This is a genomic window from Streptomyces lasalocidi (assembly GCF_005280215.1).
Classification (GTDB): Bacteria; Actinomycetota; Actinomycetes; order Streptomycetales; family Streptomycetaceae; genus Streptomyces; species Streptomyces longwoodensis.
This window is the reverse complement of record NZ_SZNQ01000001.1, coordinates 7,036,862-7,053,137: the sequence shown is the minus strand read 5'-3', so window position 1 is coordinate 7,053,137 and position 16,276 is coordinate 7,036,862. Positions and strand designations below refer to the sequence as shown.

17 protein-coding genes and 1 pseudogene are annotated in these 16,276 nt (G+C 74.3%); 9 read left to right on the top strand and 9 right to left on the bottom strand.

Annotation, left to right across the window (positions count from 1 at the left end):
- Positions 1-51: 51 nt before the first annotated feature.
- Entirely contained in the window at positions 52-453 is a 402-nt protein-coding gene (locus tag E4U91_RS31895; RefSeq protein WP_137310021.1) for an STAS domain-containing protein, read from the top strand.
- A 25-nt stretch (positions 454-478) separates the two neighbouring features.
- Here E4U91_RS31895 and E4U91_RS31890 read toward each other — a convergent pair whose 3' ends face one another.
- Positions 479-1,444, bottom strand: coding sequence for a pirin family protein (locus E4U91_RS31890; RefSeq protein WP_137310020.1), 966 nt, complete (start codon positions 1,442-1,444; stop codon positions 479-481).
- Positions 1,445-1,565: 121 nt separating this feature from the next.
- Between E4U91_RS31890 and E4U91_RS31885 the strand changes: the two genes are divergently transcribed.
- On the top strand, positions 1,566-1,931 hold the full coding sequence (locus E4U91_RS31885; RefSeq protein WP_137310019.1) for a tetratricopeptide repeat protein: 366 nt from the start codon (positions 1,566-1,568) through the stop codon (positions 1,929-1,931).
- Positions 1,932-2,030: 99 nt separating this feature from the next.
- Positions 2,031-2,675, top strand: a complete 645-nt coding sequence (locus E4U91_RS31880) for a peptide deformylase (protein ID WP_137310018.1) — start codon at positions 2,031-2,033, stop codon at positions 2,673-2,675.
- A gap of 12 nt (positions 2,676-2,687) precedes the next feature.
- On the opposite strand, the gene E4U91_RS31875 is transcribed toward E4U91_RS31880, so the two are convergent.
- Complete coding sequence (locus tag E4U91_RS31875) at positions 2,688-4,106, bottom strand: dihydrolipoyl dehydrogenase family protein (RefSeq protein ID WP_137310017.1); 1,419 nt, start codon at positions 4,104-4,106, stop codon at positions 2,688-2,690.
- 142 nt (positions 4,107-4,248) lie between these two features.
- Here E4U91_RS31875 and trxA point away from each other — a divergent pair, with 142 nt between their 5' ends.
- Positions 4,249-4,650 carry a thioredoxin gene (trxA, locus tag E4U91_RS31870; RefSeq protein WP_137310016.1) on the top strand — a complete coding sequence of 134 codons (402 nt, stop codon included), beginning with the start codon at positions 4,249-4,251 and terminating at the stop codon, positions 4,648-4,650.
- Between the two features lie 21 nt (positions 4,651-4,671).
- On the opposite strand, the gene E4U91_RS31865 is transcribed toward trxA, so the two are convergent.
- The 3 genes from E4U91_RS31865 to E4U91_RS31855 form a co-directional block, all read right to left on the bottom strand.
- Positions 4,672-6,108, bottom strand: coding sequence for a benzaldehyde dehydrogenase (locus E4U91_RS31865; RefSeq protein WP_137310015.1), 1,437 nt, complete (start codon positions 6,106-6,108; stop codon positions 4,672-4,674).
- 95 nt (positions 6,109-6,203) lie between these two features.
- Positions 6,204-7,250, bottom strand: a complete 1,047-nt coding sequence (locus E4U91_RS31860) for a LacI family DNA-binding transcriptional regulator (RefSeq protein ID WP_137310014.1) — start codon at positions 7,248-7,250, stop codon at positions 6,204-6,206.
- A gap of 70 nt (positions 7,251-7,320) precedes the next feature.
- The gene (locus E4U91_RS31855; RefSeq protein WP_137310013.1) at positions 7,321-8,019 is read right to left on the bottom strand and encodes a TetR/AcrR family transcriptional regulator; all 699 of its coding nucleotides are present in this window, start codon (positions 8,017-8,019) and stop codon (positions 7,321-7,323) included.
- Between the two features lie 120 nt (positions 8,020-8,139).
- On the opposite strand from E4U91_RS31855, the gene E4U91_RS31850 reads away from it, so the two are divergent.
- A complete protein-coding gene (locus tag E4U91_RS31850; RefSeq protein WP_137310012.1) occupies positions 8,140-8,703 on the top strand; it encodes an NADPH-dependent FMN reductase in 564 nt (187 codons plus the stop codon).
- A 74-nt stretch (positions 8,704-8,777) separates the two neighbouring features.
- Here the strand turns inward: E4U91_RS31850 and E4U91_RS31845 are convergent, their stop codons facing one another.
- Both E4U91_RS31845 and E4U91_RS31840 read right to left on the bottom strand, forming a co-directional pair.
- Positions 8,778-9,089 carry a hypothetical protein gene (locus tag E4U91_RS31845; RefSeq protein WP_137310011.1) on the bottom strand — a complete coding sequence of 104 codons (312 nt, stop codon included), beginning with the start codon at positions 9,087-9,089 and terminating at the stop codon, positions 8,778-8,780.
- 46 nt (positions 9,090-9,135) lie between these two features.
- Positions 9,136-10,593 (bottom strand): MFS transporter, encoded by a 1,458-nt coding sequence (locus E4U91_RS31840; RefSeq protein WP_137310010.1) that lies wholly within the window; start codon positions 10,591-10,593, stop codon positions 9,136-9,138.
- 149 nt (positions 10,594-10,742) lie between these two features.
- On the opposite strand from E4U91_RS31840, the gene E4U91_RS31835 reads away from it, so the two are divergent.
- The 4 genes from E4U91_RS31835 (at position 10,743) to E4U91_RS31820 (ending at position 14,388) form a co-directional block, all read left to right on the top strand.
- Positions 10,743-11,198, top strand: coding sequence for a MarR family winged helix-turn-helix transcriptional regulator (locus E4U91_RS31835; protein WP_137310009.1), 456 nt, complete (start codon positions 10,743-10,745; stop codon positions 11,196-11,198).
- Positions 11,199-11,303: 105 nt separating this feature from the next.
- Positions 11,304-13,121, top strand: coding sequence for a serine/threonine-protein kinase (locus tag E4U91_RS31830; protein ID WP_241678752.1), 1,818 nt, complete (start codon positions 11,304-11,306; stop codon positions 13,119-13,121).
- A gap of 71 nt (positions 13,122-13,192) precedes the next feature.
- On the top strand, positions 13,193-13,729 hold the full coding sequence (locus E4U91_RS31825) for a DUF1360 domain-containing protein (RefSeq protein ID WP_137310008.1): 537 nt from the start codon (positions 13,193-13,195) through the stop codon (positions 13,727-13,729).
- 95 nt (positions 13,730-13,824) lie between these two features.
- Positions 13,825-14,388, top strand: coding sequence for a hemerythrin domain-containing protein (locus E4U91_RS31820; RefSeq protein WP_137310007.1), 564 nt, complete (start codon positions 13,825-13,827; stop codon positions 14,386-14,388).
- Positions 14,389-14,567: 179 nt separating this feature from the next.
- Here the strand turns inward: E4U91_RS31820 and E4U91_RS39270 are convergent.
- Positions 14,568-14,786, bottom strand: a pseudogene (locus E4U91_RS39270) (SDR family oxidoreductase); the annotation flags it as partial.
- 102 nt (positions 14,787-14,888) lie between these two features.
- Positions 14,889-15,839: an SDR family NAD(P)-dependent oxidoreductase gene (locus tag E4U91_RS31810; protein ID WP_137310006.1), complete on the bottom strand. Its 951-nt coding sequence runs from the start codon at positions 15,837-15,839 to the stop codon at positions 14,889-14,891.
- Positions 15,840-16,276: the final 437 nt, after the last annotated feature.

Here is a 16,276-nt window from a genome sequence, read left to right as displayed (position 1 = left end):
TGCAACCGAAGACTGGCACTCCCGGCAGGGAGCCACAGGGAGGAGCCGACAGTGCCCTGGGACGAGGCCGCGGTGCCCACCCTCACGAGCCCCGCGGGCGGGACACCACTGCTGGAGCGGGCCGGTGCCCACGGACCGCACGGGTCCGGCGTGCCGCAGTACGAGCGGCGCGGGGCGTGGGTGATCGCCCCGCGCGGCGCCTACGACATGGACTCGGTCGCGCCCTTGGCGCAGGCGCTGGACAGGGCGGCGCGGGAGTACCCCGTCGTGGTCCTCGACGCCTCCGGCATCACCTTCGCCGACTCGACGTTCCTGACCCTGCTGATCCGCGCCCACCGGTCGGGCGGGCTGCGCCTGGTCGCACCGTCCCCGCAGGTCCGGCAGATCTGCGAGATCACCGGGGTGGACGGCTACCTGGACATCCGGGACACGGTCGACGACGCCGTGGCCTGACGGCCTCCCCCGTACGCCGGGCGGTTCAGCGCACCCGGCCCCGTGGCTTCAGCGGCGTCACCGGCAGCTCCGGGGCCCGCAGCGGGGCGCCGTCGTAGCCCTTGACCTCGCCGAAGCGGGTGCCCGTCATCCAGTCGTGGCGGGCCTGTTCGATCTCCTCCTGGGTGCGGCCGATCCAGTTCCAGAACATGATCAGCTCCTCCTCGAACGGCTCGCCGCCCAGGAGCATCAGGCCCGCGTCCGACTCGGCGCGGATCGGGAGCTCGGTGCGCCCGCAGCCGAGGTAGAGCATCGAGCCGGGCAGCACCGGGACGCCGTCGACGTGGGCCTCGCCCGCCATGGACAGCACCGCGTACTCGAAGTCCGGCTCCAGCGGCAGCCGTACGTCCGCCCCGCGGGCCAGGGTCAGGTCGGCGCCCACGATCGGGGTGTACGTCGTCCCGGGCGACGTCGCCCCGTCCAGCGAGCCCAGGATGAGCGTGGCCTCGAGGCCCGGCGCCGTGACGACCGGCAGGTCGCCGTGGTGCTCGAAGTGCGGGTCGGTGTGGCGGTGGCCGTCCGGCAGCGCGACCCACAGCTGCGCGCCGTGCAGGAAGCGGGCGTGCGACGTCGGGCTCTCCTCGGAGTGGCTGATCGCCCGGCCCGAGGTCATCAGACCGAGTTCGCGCGGGCGGATCGTCTGGAGGCTGCCGGTGGAGTCGCGGTGCAGCACCTCGCCCTGGTGCAGCCAGCTCACCGTCTGCAGGCCCATGTGCGGGTGCGGGGGGACCTGCATGCCGGGCTCGTCGGCGATGTCGTCGGGTCCGTAGTGGTCGACGAAGCACCAGGCGCCCACCATCCTGCGGCCCAGGTTGGGCAGCAGCCGGCGGACCTCCGTCGACTCGCCCAGCTGGACCGTGCGGGGGCTGAGGAGCTCGCGCACGGGCTCCGCGACGACGAATCCGCGGCCGCCGCACGCGGCGGGCACCGGCTGCCGGTCAAGGTTGCTCATCCCCACAACCTAGCTCCGCCGGACGCCGCCCGTCAGTTCCGTCCCCGGCCGCCACCCCTGAACTGTGGAATTTTCAACTACCCGGTCGGGTTGAGCGCATCGAAGGAGGTCACGAGTGGACATGACATACGACACCGCGTACTACGCCCACGGGGAGCCGGCGGAGCGCTGGGAGCGCGCCCGGATGTTCTTCGACGCAAAGGACTACACCGCCGCCGCGCGCGTCCTGGACGGGCTCGTCGCCGAGGTGCCGGAGCAGACCGGGCCGCGGCTGCTGCTGGCCCGCTCCTACTACCACTCGGCCCAACTGCGCCGCGCCGAGGCCGAGCTGCGCGTCCTCGTCGAGCGCGACCCGGTCGAGCACTACGCCCGGCTGCTGCTCGGCCGCACCCTCGAACGCCAGGGGCGCGCCGAGGAGGCGCAGTCGCACCTGCGCATCGCATCCGCGCTGGCGGGCGAGTTCGACACCGCGTCCGCGCGGGTCTAGGCGGGGCCGGACGGCCGAGGCGCACGGGCCCGGTTCCCTTGGAGGAGCCGGGCCCGTGGTCCGTTCGTCCCCGCCCCACCGCCGTGGCATCCTGGCCGAATGGCATCTCCCCGCAGTCGTCCGCCCCTTGCCGAGCGCGTCGAGGAACTCCTCTCCGCGGGCGGCCCGTTGCCGATCGTCGCGGCCGGCGACCCCGTGCTGCGCGCCGGGACGGTGCGCTACGACGGCCAGTTGGGCCCCGCGCTCCTGGCCCGCTTCGTCGAGGCACTGCGCGTGACCATGCGCGCCGCCCCGGGCGTCGGCCTCGCCGCGCCGCAGGTCGGCGTGGAGCTGCGGATCGCGGTCGTCGAGGACCCGGCACCGGTCCCCGAGGAGGTGCGGGTGGCCCGTGGCCGGGTGCCGCTGCCGTTCCGGGTCCTGGTCAACCCGTCGTACGAGCCCGTCGGCACCGCGCGGGCCGCGTTCTTCGAGGGCTGTCTGAGCGTGCCGGGCTGGCAGGCCGTGGTGGCCCGGCCCGCCGAGGTGCGGCTGACCGGCGCGGACGAGCAGGGCCGACCGCTGGACGAGGTCGTCACCGGGTGGCCCGCCCGCATCGTCCAGCACGAGACGGACCACCTCGACGGCACCCTCTACCTCGACCGCGCCGAAACGCGCTCGCTGTCCTCGCAGGACGCCGTGGCCGAGCGCTGGGCCCAGCCCACCCCCGAGCGCGCCGCCCGGGAACTGGGCTTCGACCTGCCGTGAGCCCCCGGGGGGCTACCCCCGGTACGCCTCCAGCAGCCGCAGCCACACCTCGCTGATCGTCGGGTACGACGGGACCGCGTGCCACAAGCGGCTGACCGGGACGCGGCCGGCGACCGCGACGGTGGCGGAGTGGATCAGTTCGCCGACGCCGGGGCCGACCAGGGTCACCCCGAGGACGATCTCCTCCTCCAGGTCGACGACCATCCGGGCGCGGCCCTGGTAGCCGTCGGCGTACAGGCCCGCGCCGGCCACCGACGCCAGGTCGACGTCCACGGCGCGTACCCGGTGGCCGGCCTGCTCGGCCTCCGCCAGGGACAGGCCCACGGCCGCCGCCTCGGGGTCGGTGAAGACGACCTGCGGGACGGCGTGGTGGTCGGCGGTGGCCGCGTGGGCGCCCCACGGGTCGGTCTCCAGCAGGGGCACGCCCGAGGCGCGGGCGGCGATGGCGGCGCCCGCGATGCGGGCCTGGTACTTGCCCTGGTGGGTGAGCAGGGCGCGGTGGTTGACGTCGCCGACCGCGTACAGCCAGTCGGTGCCGGTGACGCGCAGGCTGTCGTCGACGTCCAGCCAGGAGCCCGGCTCCAGGCCCACCGTCTCCAGGCCGATGTCGTCGGTGCGCGGGGCGCGGCCGGTGGCGAAGAGGACCTCGTCGGTCTCGATCCGTTCGCCGCCCCCGGTGGTGACGACGACCGAGCCGTCGTCCGCGCGGGCGACCGAGGCGACGGAGGTGCCGGTGCGCACGTCCGCCCCGGCCTCGGTGAGCGCCTCGGCGACGAGTTCGCCGGCGAAGGGCTCCATCCGCGGGAGCAGGCCCTCGCCGCGCACCAGCAGGGTCACCCGTGAGCCGAGGGCCTGCCAGGCGGTGGCCATCTCGACGGCGACGACACCGCCGCCGACCACGACGAGCCGGCCCGGCACGGTCTGCGAGCTGGTCGCCTCGCGGCTGGTCCAGGGGGTGATGTCGGCGAGGCCGGGCAGGTCGGGCAGGGCCGCCCGGCTGCCGGTGCAGACGGCGACGGCGTGGCGGGCGGTGAGGACCTTGTCGCCGACGCTCACCGTGCGGGGGCCGGTCAGCCGGCCCTGGCCGCGGTAGAGGTCGGCTCCGACGCCCTCCAGCCACTGGACCTGGCCGTCGTCCTTCCAGTGCGAGGTCTCGTAGTCCCGGCGGGCGAGGACCGCGGCGGCGTCCAGGGGGCCCTGGACCGCCTGGCGGAGGCCCGGCACGCGGCGGGCGTCGGCGCGGGCGATCGCCGGGCGCAGCAGCGCCTTGCTCGGCATGCAGGCCCAGTAGGAGCACTCGCCGCCGACCAGCTCGCTCTCCACGACCGCGGTGGACAGACCGGCCGCACGGGTGCGGTCGGCGACGTTCTCGCCCACGGGGCCGGCGCCGAGCACCACGACGTCGTAAGCGATGGTTTCCGTTTCCGTCATGGGGTCAGTCTGGAGGGTGAGTGTGCTGCCCGGCCACACGGGTAGGGGCGCGGAATACGCGATCCGCCGGCCGCGTTGTGCGGACGGCTTCGGCCTGCCAGGACCCACCTGGCAGGAAGCACCGGGAAGAGGGAATGACGTCATGAGCAGCACCGTGGAGCTCACCAAGGAGAACTTCGACCAGACCGTCACGGACAACGAGTTCGTCCTGATCGACTTCTGGGCGTCCTGGTGCGGGCCGTGCCGTCAGTTCGCACCGGTGTACGAGAAGGCCGCCGAGGACAACCCCGACCTGGTGTTCGGCAAGGTGGACACCGAGGCGCAGCCCGAGCTGGCCGCGGCCTTCGGCATCCAGTCGATCCCCACGCTGATGATCGTGCGCGACCAGGTCGCGATCTTCGCCCAGCCGGGTGCGCTGCCCGAGGCCGCGCTCACGGACGTCATCGGGCAGGCCCGCAAGCTGGACATGGACGAGGTCCGCAAGCAGATCGCCGAGCAGCAGGCGGCGTCCGGTTCCGCCGAGGCGCCCGGGTCCGCCGAGTAAGGTCCCCCACCGCGCCCCCGGTCAGAAGGGGTACGTCGCCACGTCCCCGCGCACCGTCGTCCAGCGCACGTCGGTGAAGGCCTCCAGGTTGGCCTCGCCGCCGAAGCGGGCGCCGGTGCCGGAGGCGGCGACCCCGCCGAAGGGGGCCACGGGTTCGTCGTTGACCGTCTGGTCGTTGATGTGGACGATCCCGGTCGGGACGCGTTCGGCGAGGTCGAGGGCGCGTGCGGTGTCGCGGGTGACGATGCCGAGGGCCAGCCCGTAGCCGCTGCGCGCGGCGAGGGCCGCCGCCTCCTCGGGGGTGCGGAACGCCCGTACGGGCGCCACGGGGCCGAAGACCTCCTCGGCGTAGGCCGGGGTGTCGTCGTCCACGCCGGCCAGCACCGTCGGCCGGTAGAACAGCCGCTCGTGCGTGCCGCCCGCGACGAGCTTCGCGCCGGCCGCCGCGCTGGACCCCACCAAGGCGTGCACCTTGGCCAGTTGACCCTCGTCGATGAGCGGTCCGAGGTGGACGGGGTCCCGGTGCGGGTCGCCGACGGTCAGCGCGTCGGCCTTGGCGGCCAGCCGCTCCACGTACTCCTCGTAGAGGGAGGCGTGCACCAGGTGGCGGCCGGTGGTCATGCAGATCTGGCCCTGGTGGAAGAACGAGCCCCAGGCGGCCGTGGAGACCACCGCGTCGAGGTCGGCGTCCTCCAGCACCACCAGCGCCGAGTTCCCGCCGAGTTCGAGGTGGGCGCGCTTGAGGTGGCGTCCGGCGGCCTCGCCGACGGCCCGGCCGGCCGTGGTGGAGCCGGTGAAGGAGAGCACGGGGACGCGCGGGTCGGCGACCAGCGCGGCGCCGGTGTCCGGGCCGCCGGGCAGGACGTGCAGCAGACCGTCGGGCAGGCCCGCCGCCGCGAAGACCGCGGCGAGCGAGAGGCCGCCGCACACGGCGGTGCGCGGGTCGGGCTTGAGGACGACGGCGTTGCCCAGGGCCAGCGCGGGCGCGACCGAGCGGATGGACAGGATCAGCGGGAAGTTGAACGGCGCGATCACCCCGACGACGCCCACGGGCACCCGGCGGGTGTACGACAGCCGGGGCGCCTCGCTGGGCAGGACGTGCCCGGCCGGGCGGGAGGCGAGCGCGGCGGCCTCGTAGCACTCCTGGGCGGCGACGTGCAGCTCGAAGTCGGCCTTGCCGGCGACCGAGCCGGACTCCCGGACCAGCCAGGCGCGCAGTTCGTCGGCGTGCTCGGTGAACAGGTCGCCGGCCCGGCGCAGGACCGCCGCGCGGACGAGGTGCGGGGCGCGGGCCCACTCCCGCTGGACGGCGACGGCGGCCTCCACGGCCGGCCCGACGTCCTCCGCGGCGGCCAGGGCGACCGTCCCGAGCGCCTCGCCGGTGGCGGGCTCGGTGACGGTGTACGCGGATCCGCTGAGGGGACGGGGCTGCCAGGTGGCGCGGTCGAGCATCGGCATGCGGCTCTCCGTTCGGTGACCACTGGTCGAGCCCACACCATGCTAGTCGTGCTCCGCGAGGGCCCGTCCTGGCCGGACTAGCCGGACGGGCCGGACTAGCTGGACTCGCGTCCCACCACCGTCGCCGCGAGGAGTTCGCGGGCCTCGGGTGGGGCGCCGGGGTTGCGGACCGCTCGGTCGACGAGTTCGGCGAGGTCCCGGCCGGCGGGCAGCCGGATGTGGACGGTGCTGAGCCGGGGGCGCACCAGCCGGCCCAGGAGGAGGTCGTCGGCGCCGATGACGGCCGTGTCCTCGGGGACGCGGACGCCCTGGTCGGAGAGGGCGCTCAGCACCAGCACGGCGTACTCGTCGTTGAACGCGAACACGGCGTCGAGGCCGAGTTCGCGGCAGCGGGCCGCGAGGGCGCGCGCGGACTCCTCGGTGTAGGCGAGGGACAGCTCGGTGACGGTGGCGTCCGTGCCGTCCAGGGCGGCGCGGACCCCGGCCAGCCGCGGCCGGGAGAACATGTCCAGGCCCCGCTCGCGGGGCACCACGACGCCGACGCGCCGCCGGCCGCGGTCGTACAGGTGCCGGGCGGCGGCCCGGCCGACCCGCTCGTGGTCCAGCAGCAGGGCGTGGGCGCCGTCGACCCGGTCGCAGCCCAGCGTGACCACCGCGCGGGCGCCGGACCGCTTGAGGACGGCAACGCCCTCCGGGCCGATGCCGGGTCCCGGCACCAGGACGGCGACCGGTCGCAGCTCGGCCCAGGCGCGGGCGGCCTCGTCGCCGCGCAGCCCGCTGGCGCCGTACTGGACGACGGTGTAGTCCAGGCGGCTGAGGGCCTGCTGGAAGTCGTGGACGAACTGGCTGTAGAGCGGGCCGGCGGGCACGGGCGGGGCGGGCATCAGGACCATGCGGCTGTGGCCGGCGCGCAGGCTGCGGGCGGCGGCGTGCGGGACGTAGCCGAGTTCGCGGGCGGCCTCGTGGACGCGGCGGCGGGTGGGTTCGCTGATGCGTACGGCGCCGGCGTTGTTCAGCACGTAGGAGACGGTGGCGCGCGAGACGCCGGCCAGGCGGGCCACGTCGGCGCTCGTGGGCACGGGGCGCGACGCCGGCGACGGCGGCGCGGGCGGGTCGGGAATCTGCACCATGACGTACGGCATCTTGGCAGAGGGCCGCCGCTCGCCTCCGACCGGGGGCGTCAACCTCCGTCCGTCAACACCCTTCCCGGGGTCAGGAGTTGGGGCCCGGGGCCGGTGCCGCGGAGGTGTGGTGCTCCGGTGCGGTCACGCGGTCGACCAGGTCCGTCCAGCCGGCCTCCAGCCGCTCCAGCGGCATCCCGCACTGGCGGGTGAGGTGGTGGATGAGGACGGGGTTGAGGTACCCCATGAGGGTGTGCGCGACCAGCTCGGTGTCCGCGTCCGGGACCGCCTGGCGCAGCAGCAGGGCGACGTGGCCGTGCAGCACGCGCAGCGGGGGCGAGGCGAAACGGCGGTCCGCGCTGGGCTCGGCCGCCAGCTGCAGGTCGAGCTGTTCGGCGGAGCGCCGCAGCATGGCGCAGCCGAACGCGCGCAGCCGCTCCACGGGCGGCGCGCCGGGTCCGAGCGGGGGCGGCCCGCCGAGGAAAGCGGCCTGGAACTTCTTCTCGGAGTGGTCCAGCAGCGCGGTCAGCAGGCCGGTACGGTCGCCGAAGCGGCGGAAGACGGTGCCCTTGCCGACGTTCGCCGCGGTGGCCACCGCCTCCATCGTGACCCCGGCCGCGCCGTGCTCCGCGACCAGCCGGGCGGCGGCGTCCAGCAGCCGGGCCCGGTTGCGGGCGGCGTCGGCCCGCAGGCACGCGTCGGGTTCGTGGGCGGTGGTGTCGAGCTGGAGCAACTCGGTTCGGCCGAAGGGCTCCTCGGTGTGCGGGAAGGGGGGCAGCGCGGCGGACATGAAGACAGCGTAAAGCACCGGGAATCAAACTGGACCGCGGTCCGGTTACAGTGCTAGAAATTAAACGGACCTCGGTCCGGATCGTTACCGCAATGTTTCAGCCTCCCTGGGAGTACCCCCATGTCTGTTCGCATCCTCGCGCTCGTCGGCAGCCTCCGCGCCGGTTCGCACAACCGCCAGCTCGCCGAGGCGGCCGTCAAGCTCGCTCCGGAGGGCGCCGAGGTGGTGCTCTTCGAGGGCCTGGCCGAGATCCCCTTCTACAACGAGGACCTCGACATCGAGGGCGCCGTGCCGGCCCCGGCCGCCAAACTGCGTGAGGCCGCCCAGGCGTCCGACGCCTTCCTGTTCTTCTCGCCCGAGTACAACGGCACCATCCCCGCCGTGCTGAAGAACGCCATCGACTGGCTGTCCCGCCCCTACGGCGCCGGCGCCTTCGGCGGCAAGCCGGTCGCCGTGGTCGGCACCGCCTTCGGCCAGTACGGCGGCGTGTGGGCGCAGGACGAGACCCGCAAGGCCGTGGGCATCGCCGGCGGCCGGGTCATCGAGGACATCAAGCTCTCGATCCCCGGCTCCGTGACCCGCTTCGCCGAGATCCACCCGGTCGACGACGCCGAGGTCGCCGCGCAGCTCACCGAGGTCGTCGCGCGCCTGCACGGCCACGCGGGCGAGACCGTCGCCGCCTGATCGTCGCTGACGCACGGGGAGGGGGAGGGTGCCGTGGGACGGCGCCCTCCCCCTTCCCGTGTGCGGCCCGGCCCTCAGAGCAGGCTCTCGTCGACGACGGTGAAGTCCCCGCCCAGTTCGCCCCGCAGGGCCTCGAACGCCGCGCGCGCTTCCTCCCGGAAGGCCTCGTGCTCCTCCTCCGTCCACGGCGACAGACCCGCCGGGTCGCTCCAGTCGACGGAGGTCTGGTAGCGCTCGCACAGCCGGACCAGTTCAGCGCGGGTGGCCGGGCCGAGCGGCAGGCGGTGCAGGTCCGTGGGGTAGCCGTACGGGCTGTCCAGGGCGAAGGGCCACAGCGGCGTGTGCGGGACGCCGAGCTCGAAGAAGTACCGGAGCTGTTCGGGCATGCCGCACGGTCTCACGGCCCCTCTCCCCCGCCGCCCCCGGGGCGGGTCAGGCCCGCGCCACCGGGGCCCCGCCGGGCTCGCCGGCCGGGTCCGACGCGGGTCGCAGCGGCTCGGCCCGCACGGCGGGGATGACGGCCGCGATCGCCGCGGAGACCAGCGCCAGACCGCCGCCGATGAGCAGCGCGGTGCGGAAGCCGCCCTCGGAGGCGAAGGTGTACCCGCCCCTCGTGGTGGTCATCTGGGCGAGGATCACGCCGATGACGGCCGAGCCGATCGACGTGCCGAGCGAGCGCATCAGGGTGTTGAAGCCGTTGGCGGCGGCGGTCTCGGACAGCGGGACCGAGCCCATGATCAGGGCGGGCATCGCCCCGTAGGCCAGGCCCACGCCGCCGCTGGTGACCAGGGTGACGAGCATGACGCCCCAGGCCGTGCCGATCAGGGCCTGCGCGAGCGCGTACCCGGCGGCCAGCACGAGCGCACCGCAGACCAGGGTGAACTTGGGGCCGCGGGCGTTGGTGAGCTTCCCGCCCAGCGGCGAGACGACCATCATCATGATGCCGCCGGGCGCCATCCACAGGCCGGCCGCGAGCATCGACTGGCCCAGGCCGTAGCCGGTGGCCTCGGGGAACTGCAGCAGCTGCGGCATCACCAGCATGCTCGCGTACATGCCGAAGCCGACGAACACCGAGGCGACGTTGGTGAGCAGCACCCGGGGGCGGGCCGTGGTGCGCAGGTCGATCAGCGGGTCGGTGGTGCGCACCTCCCACAGGCCCCAGGCGAGCAGGACGGCCACGGAGGCGGCGAACAGGCCGAGCGTGGTGGCCGAACCCCAGCCCCAGTCGGCGCCCTTGGACACCGCGAGCAGCAGGCACACCAGGCCGACGGCGAGGCCGAGCGCGCCCGCGAGGTCGAAGCGCTGCCCCTGGGCAGCGGCCGGCACGTCCGGGATCAGGAACCAGATCAGCACGCCGATGGCGGCGGCGAGGCCGGCCGAACCCCAGAAGAGCACCCGCCAGTCGGCGTACTGGGCGATCGCGGCGGCGATGGGCAGGCCGAGGCCGCCGCCGATGCCCATGGAGGCGCTGACCAGGGCGATGGAGGAGCTGAGCTTCTCCGCCGGGACGACGTCGCGCAGCAGGGCGATGCCCAGCGGCACCATGCCCATGCCCATGCCCTGCAGCCCGCGTCCGACGATCATCGGCACGACGCCGGAGGCGAGGGCGCACACCACCGAGCCGGCGACCAGGGGCACGGCGCAGGCGAGCAGCATCCGGCGCTTGCCGACGAGGTCGCCGAGCCGGCCGGAGATCGGCACGCAGACCGCGGCCACCAGCAGGGTGACGGTGATGACCCAGGCCGCGTTCGAGGACGAGGTGTCGAGGATCTGCGGCAGCTCGGCTATCAGCGGGGTGACCAGGGTCTGCATGATCGCGGCCGTGGTGCCGGCCAGCGCGAGCGTGGCGACCACGCCGCCGGTGCGCGCGGGGGGCTGGGGGGCGTCCATGGAGGACTCCTCGACTCTCTGTCGGTGGACCGGGGGAAGGATGACGAAGGGATGTGCATCATACATGTGACGTGTATGACGCATGCCTTGTGGCTGATGCACGCCCGTGTGCAAGGATGGGAGGCGCACCACGAACAGGAGGCCCGCGCATGGAGAGGCCGACGCACGACGTCGAGTACGAGCAGATGCTGCTCAGCCGCCACACCTTCCTCAGCCGGCGCGGGGGGCGGCGCCAGGACGGCGTGCTGGAGCGCAGTGCCTACATCCTGCTCAGCCGGATCCGCGTCCAGGGCCCGATGACGATCGGCGAACTGAGCGACGCCTTCGGCCTGGACGCCTCCACCCTCAACCGGCAGACGGCGGCCGCCACCCGCGCCGGACTGCTGGAGCGCATCGCGGACCCGGGCGGCGGGATGGCCCGCAGGTTCCGCATCACCGCGGAGGGTTCCCGTCTGCTGGACGAGGAGCGCGAGGGCATCGTCGAGGTGCTGGACCAGGTGATGGCCGACTGGTCCGACGACGACATCGCCGCCTTCGCCGGCTACCTGCGCCGCTTCAACCACGGCATCGAGCGCATCGGCGGCCGCCCCTGGCCGCGCCCCTGACCCCTCGGAACTGTTCGAACGCCTGACCAGGAGCCCCGCCTGGGCTAGCCTCGTGACCCTTCTGCGAGCGAACTGGCGTACGGCGAACATCACTTCGGGAGTTCCGTGTCCGACCGGACCACACCACCGAGCCCCACCGCGCACGAATCGGCGGCACTCCGGCAGACCGGCGCCGCTCCCCTGCGGCCGGGCGACCCGCTCCGGGTCGGCCCCCACGTCCCCCTCGCCCTGCTGGGCAGCGGCGGCATGGGGCGCGTCTACCTGGCGCGGTCCGCCGACGACGGGCCCGGACTGTTCGCGGTCAAGGTGATCCGTCCCGAGTACGCGGAGGACCCCCGCTTCCAGCGGCGCTTCGCCCACGAGGCGGCGGTGCACGCCCGCGTCGGCCCGCCGTACGCGCCCCGGCTGTGCGGCACGGGCCTGGACGACGACCTGCTGTGGATGGCCACCGAGTACCTGCCCGGCGTGGACCTGGCGGCCGTGGTCCGCGAGGACGGCCCGCTGGCGACCGCCGCCGTCTGGCAGCTGCTCGCGGACCTCGGGCGCGCGCTGCTCGCCCTGTCCGCGGCCGGCGTCGTGCACCGGGACCTCAAGCCGTCCAACGTCCTGCTCTGCCCCGACGGCGCCCACGTCATCGACTTCGGCATCTCCAAGGCCGTCGACGCGAGCGCCGTCACCGGCACCGGCAACCGGGTGGGCACCCCCGCCTACATGTCCCCGGAGTACCTGCGCACGGGTCACTGCGACACCGCCTCCGACGTGTTCTCGCTCGCCGGGTCACTGGTCTACGCGGCGGCCGGGCGCGGCCCGTTCGGCGACGGCACCGGCGTCGACGTGATGCACCGGGTGGCCTTCGAGGAGCCCGACCCGGACGTGATCGGCGCGGTCGCGGTGGGCGACCCCGCGCTGGGCACCCTCCTGACCCGCTGCCTGGCCAAGGAGCCCGCCGACCGGCCGACCCCGCAGGACCTCGTAGACGCCGCGGAGCCGCACGTCCCGGTCGCCGGCTGGCCCGAGCCCGTGCGCAGCCGGGTGCTGGCGCGGCAGCGGGCGTACGACACCCTGCACCGGCTCCCCGTGGCGCGGGCGGCCCTGCTGTGGCCGCCGGCGGTGCGGGCACGGGCCGGACTGCTCCCGGCGGCCGCCGACGGGCAGGGCCCACGGGCGGAGACGTACGGGCGCGCCCTGGAGCGGGCAGGTGCGCACTCCCCCGGCGCACGGCAACCCGACCCCGCCCCCGGGCCGGCCGCCGGGGTCACCCCCGCGGCGTTACGGGTCCGGCGCCTGCGGCGCAAGCAGGCGCTGGCCGTCACCGCGGGCGTCACCCTGTCCGCCGTGGCCGCCGGGGTCCTCGTCCTGACCCGCGAGGACGGTCCGGCGACGGCCCACTCGCCGGACGCGGTCGCCACGGCGTCCGGCGCCCTGCCGGGCGGTACCCGCGGGGGCGGCGCGTCCCCGTCCGCGTCCCGCGTCTCCGACGGGGCGTCCGTCGCCGGTGAGCCGGGCGGGCGGGCCGTCACCGGGTCCGGGGGGACCGGACGTCCGACCCCGCCGGCCGTGGCGGGTCACGCCACCGCCGCCCCGCCGGGTGCCGCGTCGCCCGCGGCGAGCGCCGCGGACCCCACCGGGCCCGCGCCCGCGTCGAGCGCCCCCGCGTCCGAGCCGGCCGGCCGACCGTGGAACAACGACTGCACCTACTACCGGGGCAGCGGGCGCACCGCCTTGGGCGACAGCGGCAACCGGGTGCGGCAGGTGCAGTGCATGCTCACCGCGCGCGGTTACGGCCTCGCCGGCAGCGATCCGGACGGCGAGTTCGGCACCGGCACCGAGCAGGCGGTCCGCGCCTTCCAGGGCGACCGGGGCCTCACGGCGGACGGCGTCGTGACCCGCGGGACCTGGACGGCGCTGCGCGCCGCCGAATGACCTCCGAACAGGGGCGATAGCCGCACGGGCGCGGGGTACCCGGGGACGCCGAACACGCTCCAGGAGGTGCCATGACGACCAACCCCGTCCACGAGGACGGCCACGACGACCGCGACGGCCACGAGACCCACCAGGGGTACGGCGCCGCGGACGCGACGCCCCTCGTCGGGTACGCCGTGCTCGCCGGCGTCTTCACGGCGGGGATCGGCACGTTCACCGCGGTGGCGCGGCGGCGCGGCGTCCGGCTGCCCGACCGGGTGCCGCCGTGGGACGTCGCCCTGCTCGGCACGGCGACGTACAAGATGTCCCGGGTGCTGACCCGGGCCAAGATCACCAGCTTCGTACGGGCGCCGTTCACCCGCCGGGCGGCCCAGGGCGAGGCCGCCGAGGTCATGGACGAGCCGCGCGGCTCCGGGGTGCAGCGCGCGGTGGGCGACCTCGTGGCCTGCCCCTTCTGCACCGCCGCCTGGGTGATGGGGGCCCTGGTGTGCGGGTACGCCGTCGCGCCGCGGGCCACCCGGCTGGCGAGCGCGGGCCTCGGCGCCCTGACGGTGTCGGACTTCCTGCACTACGCGTGGACCTGGACCCAGCAGTCCACCGAGGGCTGAACGACGGCACCGTGTGACCGTCCGGGAGCGGGGCACTCGACAGGCCGCGGTGCGCCCGCCAGGGGCCGCCGCGATCGGCATGGAGGTGAAAGGGCATGGGACACGGCGGGAACGTCATCGACGAGCTGATGACCGATCATCGTGAGGTCGAGGAGCTCTTCGGCAAGATCGAGGCGCTGCCCTCCGGTGACAAGAAGCGGAAGGTGTACGCCGAGCAGGCGGTCATGGAGCTCGTGCGGCACTCGGTCGCCGAGGAGATGTACCTGTACCCGGCGGTGCGCGAGCACGTGGCGGGCGGCGACGCGCTGGCCGACAAGGAGCTGGAGGACCACGCCGAGGCCGAGCAGCTGATGAAGGACCTGGAGGGCTGCGAGGCGGACGACCCGGAGTTCGACCGTCTCATGACCAGGCTCATGGCGGAGATCCGCGCGCACGTGGCCGACGAGGAGGGGAACCTCTTCGTGCGGCTGCGGGCTTCCTGTCCCCCCGAGGCGCTGGACCAGCTGGGCGACAAGGTGCGGCAGGCGAAGAAGGTCGCGCCGACCCGGCCGCACCCGGCCGCGCCGGACCACCCGCCGGCCAACAAGATGCTGGCGCCGGGAGCCGGTCTGGTGGACCGGCTGCGCGACGCGCTCTCGGGACGCGGCAAGACGGACTGACACGGCCGTCACGGAGGCGTCCGTCCGCAGGACGGCGTTCAGGCGAGAGTGCGAGAGTTCAGGCGAGAGGGCCCCTCACCGCGGGTGAGGGGCCCTCGCCCGTGCCCGGGTCTCTTCTCGTCAAGAGTCGATGACGATGCCGTCCGTGCTCGCCGCCTTGGCAGGGGCCCGGATCGGGGGACCTGGCCGGTGACCCATCGGGCGTCATCGGAGGCAAGGAAGGCGACCACGTCGGCGACGTCCTCGGGCCGGCCCACCCGGCCGAGCGCCGAGAGCTGGGTGGCGGACTGCTCGGCGGCCTCGTTGCCGCGCAGCCAGGAGGCGTTCACGTCGATGTCGATGATGCCGGGGGCCACGGAGTTGACCGTGATGCCGCGGCCGCCGAGCGCCTTGGCCAGCTCCCTGACCTGCCGGGGCAGGACCAGCGTCCGGCAGGTGCGCCCTGTGCCGGCCGGGCATGGCAGTTGGTCACCGGATGGCGCCCTGGGTGCGACTCCGACTTACCGAAAGCCGAGGTGCGGATCGGTGCCGGCCAGCTCAGCGCTGGCGGCCCAGAGGCGAGCGGCGACAGCCGGGTCGGCCATGTGAGAGGGGACTGGCTCACGCCGTGGTGTGCCGCGCAGGCCGAAGATCCTCGGCCCCCACAGCTGTCCTCCCTGCACCTCCGGGTCGAGGACGGCACGGACGACGGGCCATGCTCCGGCGTCCTTGCCCTGCACCAAGAGCCCGGTGGGCAGGGCTCGCAGCCGCTCACCGGGGCTTGTCACGTGTACCGGCGGGCGGGACGGGGTGAGGGAGTCCAGTGCGCCGCCGGGGTGAGCCACCACGCTGAGCACCGTGCTGCCGGCAGCACGCAGGCGGCGATCGAGTTCGAAACCGAAGCACATCTGCGCCAGCTTCGATCGGCCGTAGGTGCGCTTGGGCCGATAGTCCTGGGTCGACTGCAGGTCTCCCAGGTCCAGTCGCTCGGACCGCGCCGCGAAGCTTCCGACGGTCACGATGCGGCCCGCCGGGGCCGCGGACAGCAGGGGGGCCAGCCACTGGGTGAGCACGAAGTGGCCGAGGTGATTGGTGCCGAACATCAACTCGTGGCCGTCCTTGGTCTCTCGGCGCGGCAGGTCGTCGAGCGCGACCCCTGCGTTGTGGACCACCGCGTCGAGTTGATCGAGGTCAAGCCTGTCCACGGCGGTCTTCAGGGACGACAGGTCGGCGAGGTCCAGTTGCAGGTGCTGCACATGCGCGCCGCAGACGCGCGAGCGGATCGAGGTGATGGCGGCACTGGCCTTCGCGGCGTCCCGGCTGCCGAGTACGACGACGGCGCCGGTGGCGGCGAGCTGCTCCGCGGCGAAGTAGCCGATCCCGGCGTTACCCCCGGTGACCAGAAAGGTCATGCCCTCGGCGGACGGCAGCCGGTGAACGTCCCACGGTCGACTCTGGGATGCGGAAGACACGATGACAGGCTCCTAGCGCTCCGGGGCAGCGTGCTCATGGAGAGCACCAACCCGCCCAAGGTCGCAATCTCCACCGACATGCCGCCGACAGATCACGGACACTGCTGACAGACTCCCGACACCCCTCCGGAGACGGCGGGCAGCAAAGAGCCGAGCACCATCGGCGGGTAGCAGTTCGTCGGCGACATGTCCAGCGGGCCGACGGAGCCTGGGAGCCGTGGAGGTGCCACGAGGCGACTGTGAACAAGCCAGCCCTCCTGCCGCTGGTGATCGCGTGTGTGCTGCTCCAGCGGTTCTGGAACTCGGGGCTACTGGCGGACCCGTCAAGTAGCCTGGCGCTTCGGCATGATGGTGGGGGCGGCCGTCGATCGGCCGGGACCCGAGGGCGGACCACCCGCGGGTGCGCGGGGTAAAAAGCGGGCTCTCGCTCCATGCAA

Bases quoted from the DNA above. Each gene is read 5' to 3' on its own strand.
- E4U91_RS31885 (WP_137310019.1), top strand. From the start codon at position 1,566: ATGACATACGACACCGCGTACTACGCCCACGGGGAGCCGGCGGAGCGC.
- E4U91_RS31890 (WP_137310020.1), bottom strand. From the start codon at position 1,444: ATGAGCAACCTTGACCGGCAGCCGGTGCCCGCCGCGTGCGGCGGCCGC.
- E4U91_RS31845 (WP_137310011.1), bottom strand. From the start codon at position 9,089: ATGCCCGAACAGCTCCGGTACTTCTTCGAGCTCGGCGTCCCGCACACG.
- E4U91_RS31850 (WP_137310012.1), top strand. From the start codon at position 8,140: ATGTCTGTTCGCATCCTCGCGCTCGTCGGCAGCCTCCGCGCCGGTTCG.
- E4U91_RS31880 (WP_137310018.1), top strand. From the start codon at position 2,031: ATGGCATCTCCCCGCAGTCGTCCGCCCCTTGCCGAGCGCGTCGAGGAA.
- E4U91_RS31835 (WP_137310009.1), top strand. From the start codon at position 10,743: ATGGAGAGGCCGACGCACGACGTCGAGTACGAGCAGATGCTGCTCAGC.
- E4U91_RS31840 (WP_137310010.1), bottom strand. From the start codon at position 10,593: ATGGACGCCCCCCAGCCCCCCGCGCGCACCGGCGGCGTGGTCGCCACG.
- E4U91_RS31855 (WP_137310013.1), bottom strand. From the start codon at position 8,019: ATGTCCGCCGCGCTGCCCCCCTTCCCGCACACCGAGGAGCCCTTCGGC.
- E4U91_RS31875 (WP_137310017.1), bottom strand. From the start codon at position 4,106: ATGACGGAAACGGAAACCATCGCTTACGACGTCGTGGTGCTCGGCGCC.
- E4U91_RS31825 (WP_137310008.1), top strand. From the start codon at position 13,193: ATGACGACCAACCCCGTCCACGAGGACGGCCACGACGACCGCGACGGC.
- E4U91_RS31860 (WP_137310014.1), bottom strand. From the start codon at position 7,250: ATGCCGTACGTCATGGTGCAGATTCCCGACCCGCCCGCGCCGCCGTCG.
- E4U91_RS31820 (WP_137310007.1), top strand. From the start codon at position 13,825: ATGGGACACGGCGGGAACGTCATCGACGAGCTGATGACCGATCATCGT.
- trxA (WP_137310016.1), top strand. From the start codon at position 4,249: ATGAGCAGCACCGTGGAGCTCACCAAGGAGAACTTCGACCAGACCGTC.
- E4U91_RS31865 (WP_137310015.1), bottom strand. From the start codon at position 6,108: ATGCCGATGCTCGACCGCGCCACCTGGCAGCCCCGTCCCCTCAGCGGA.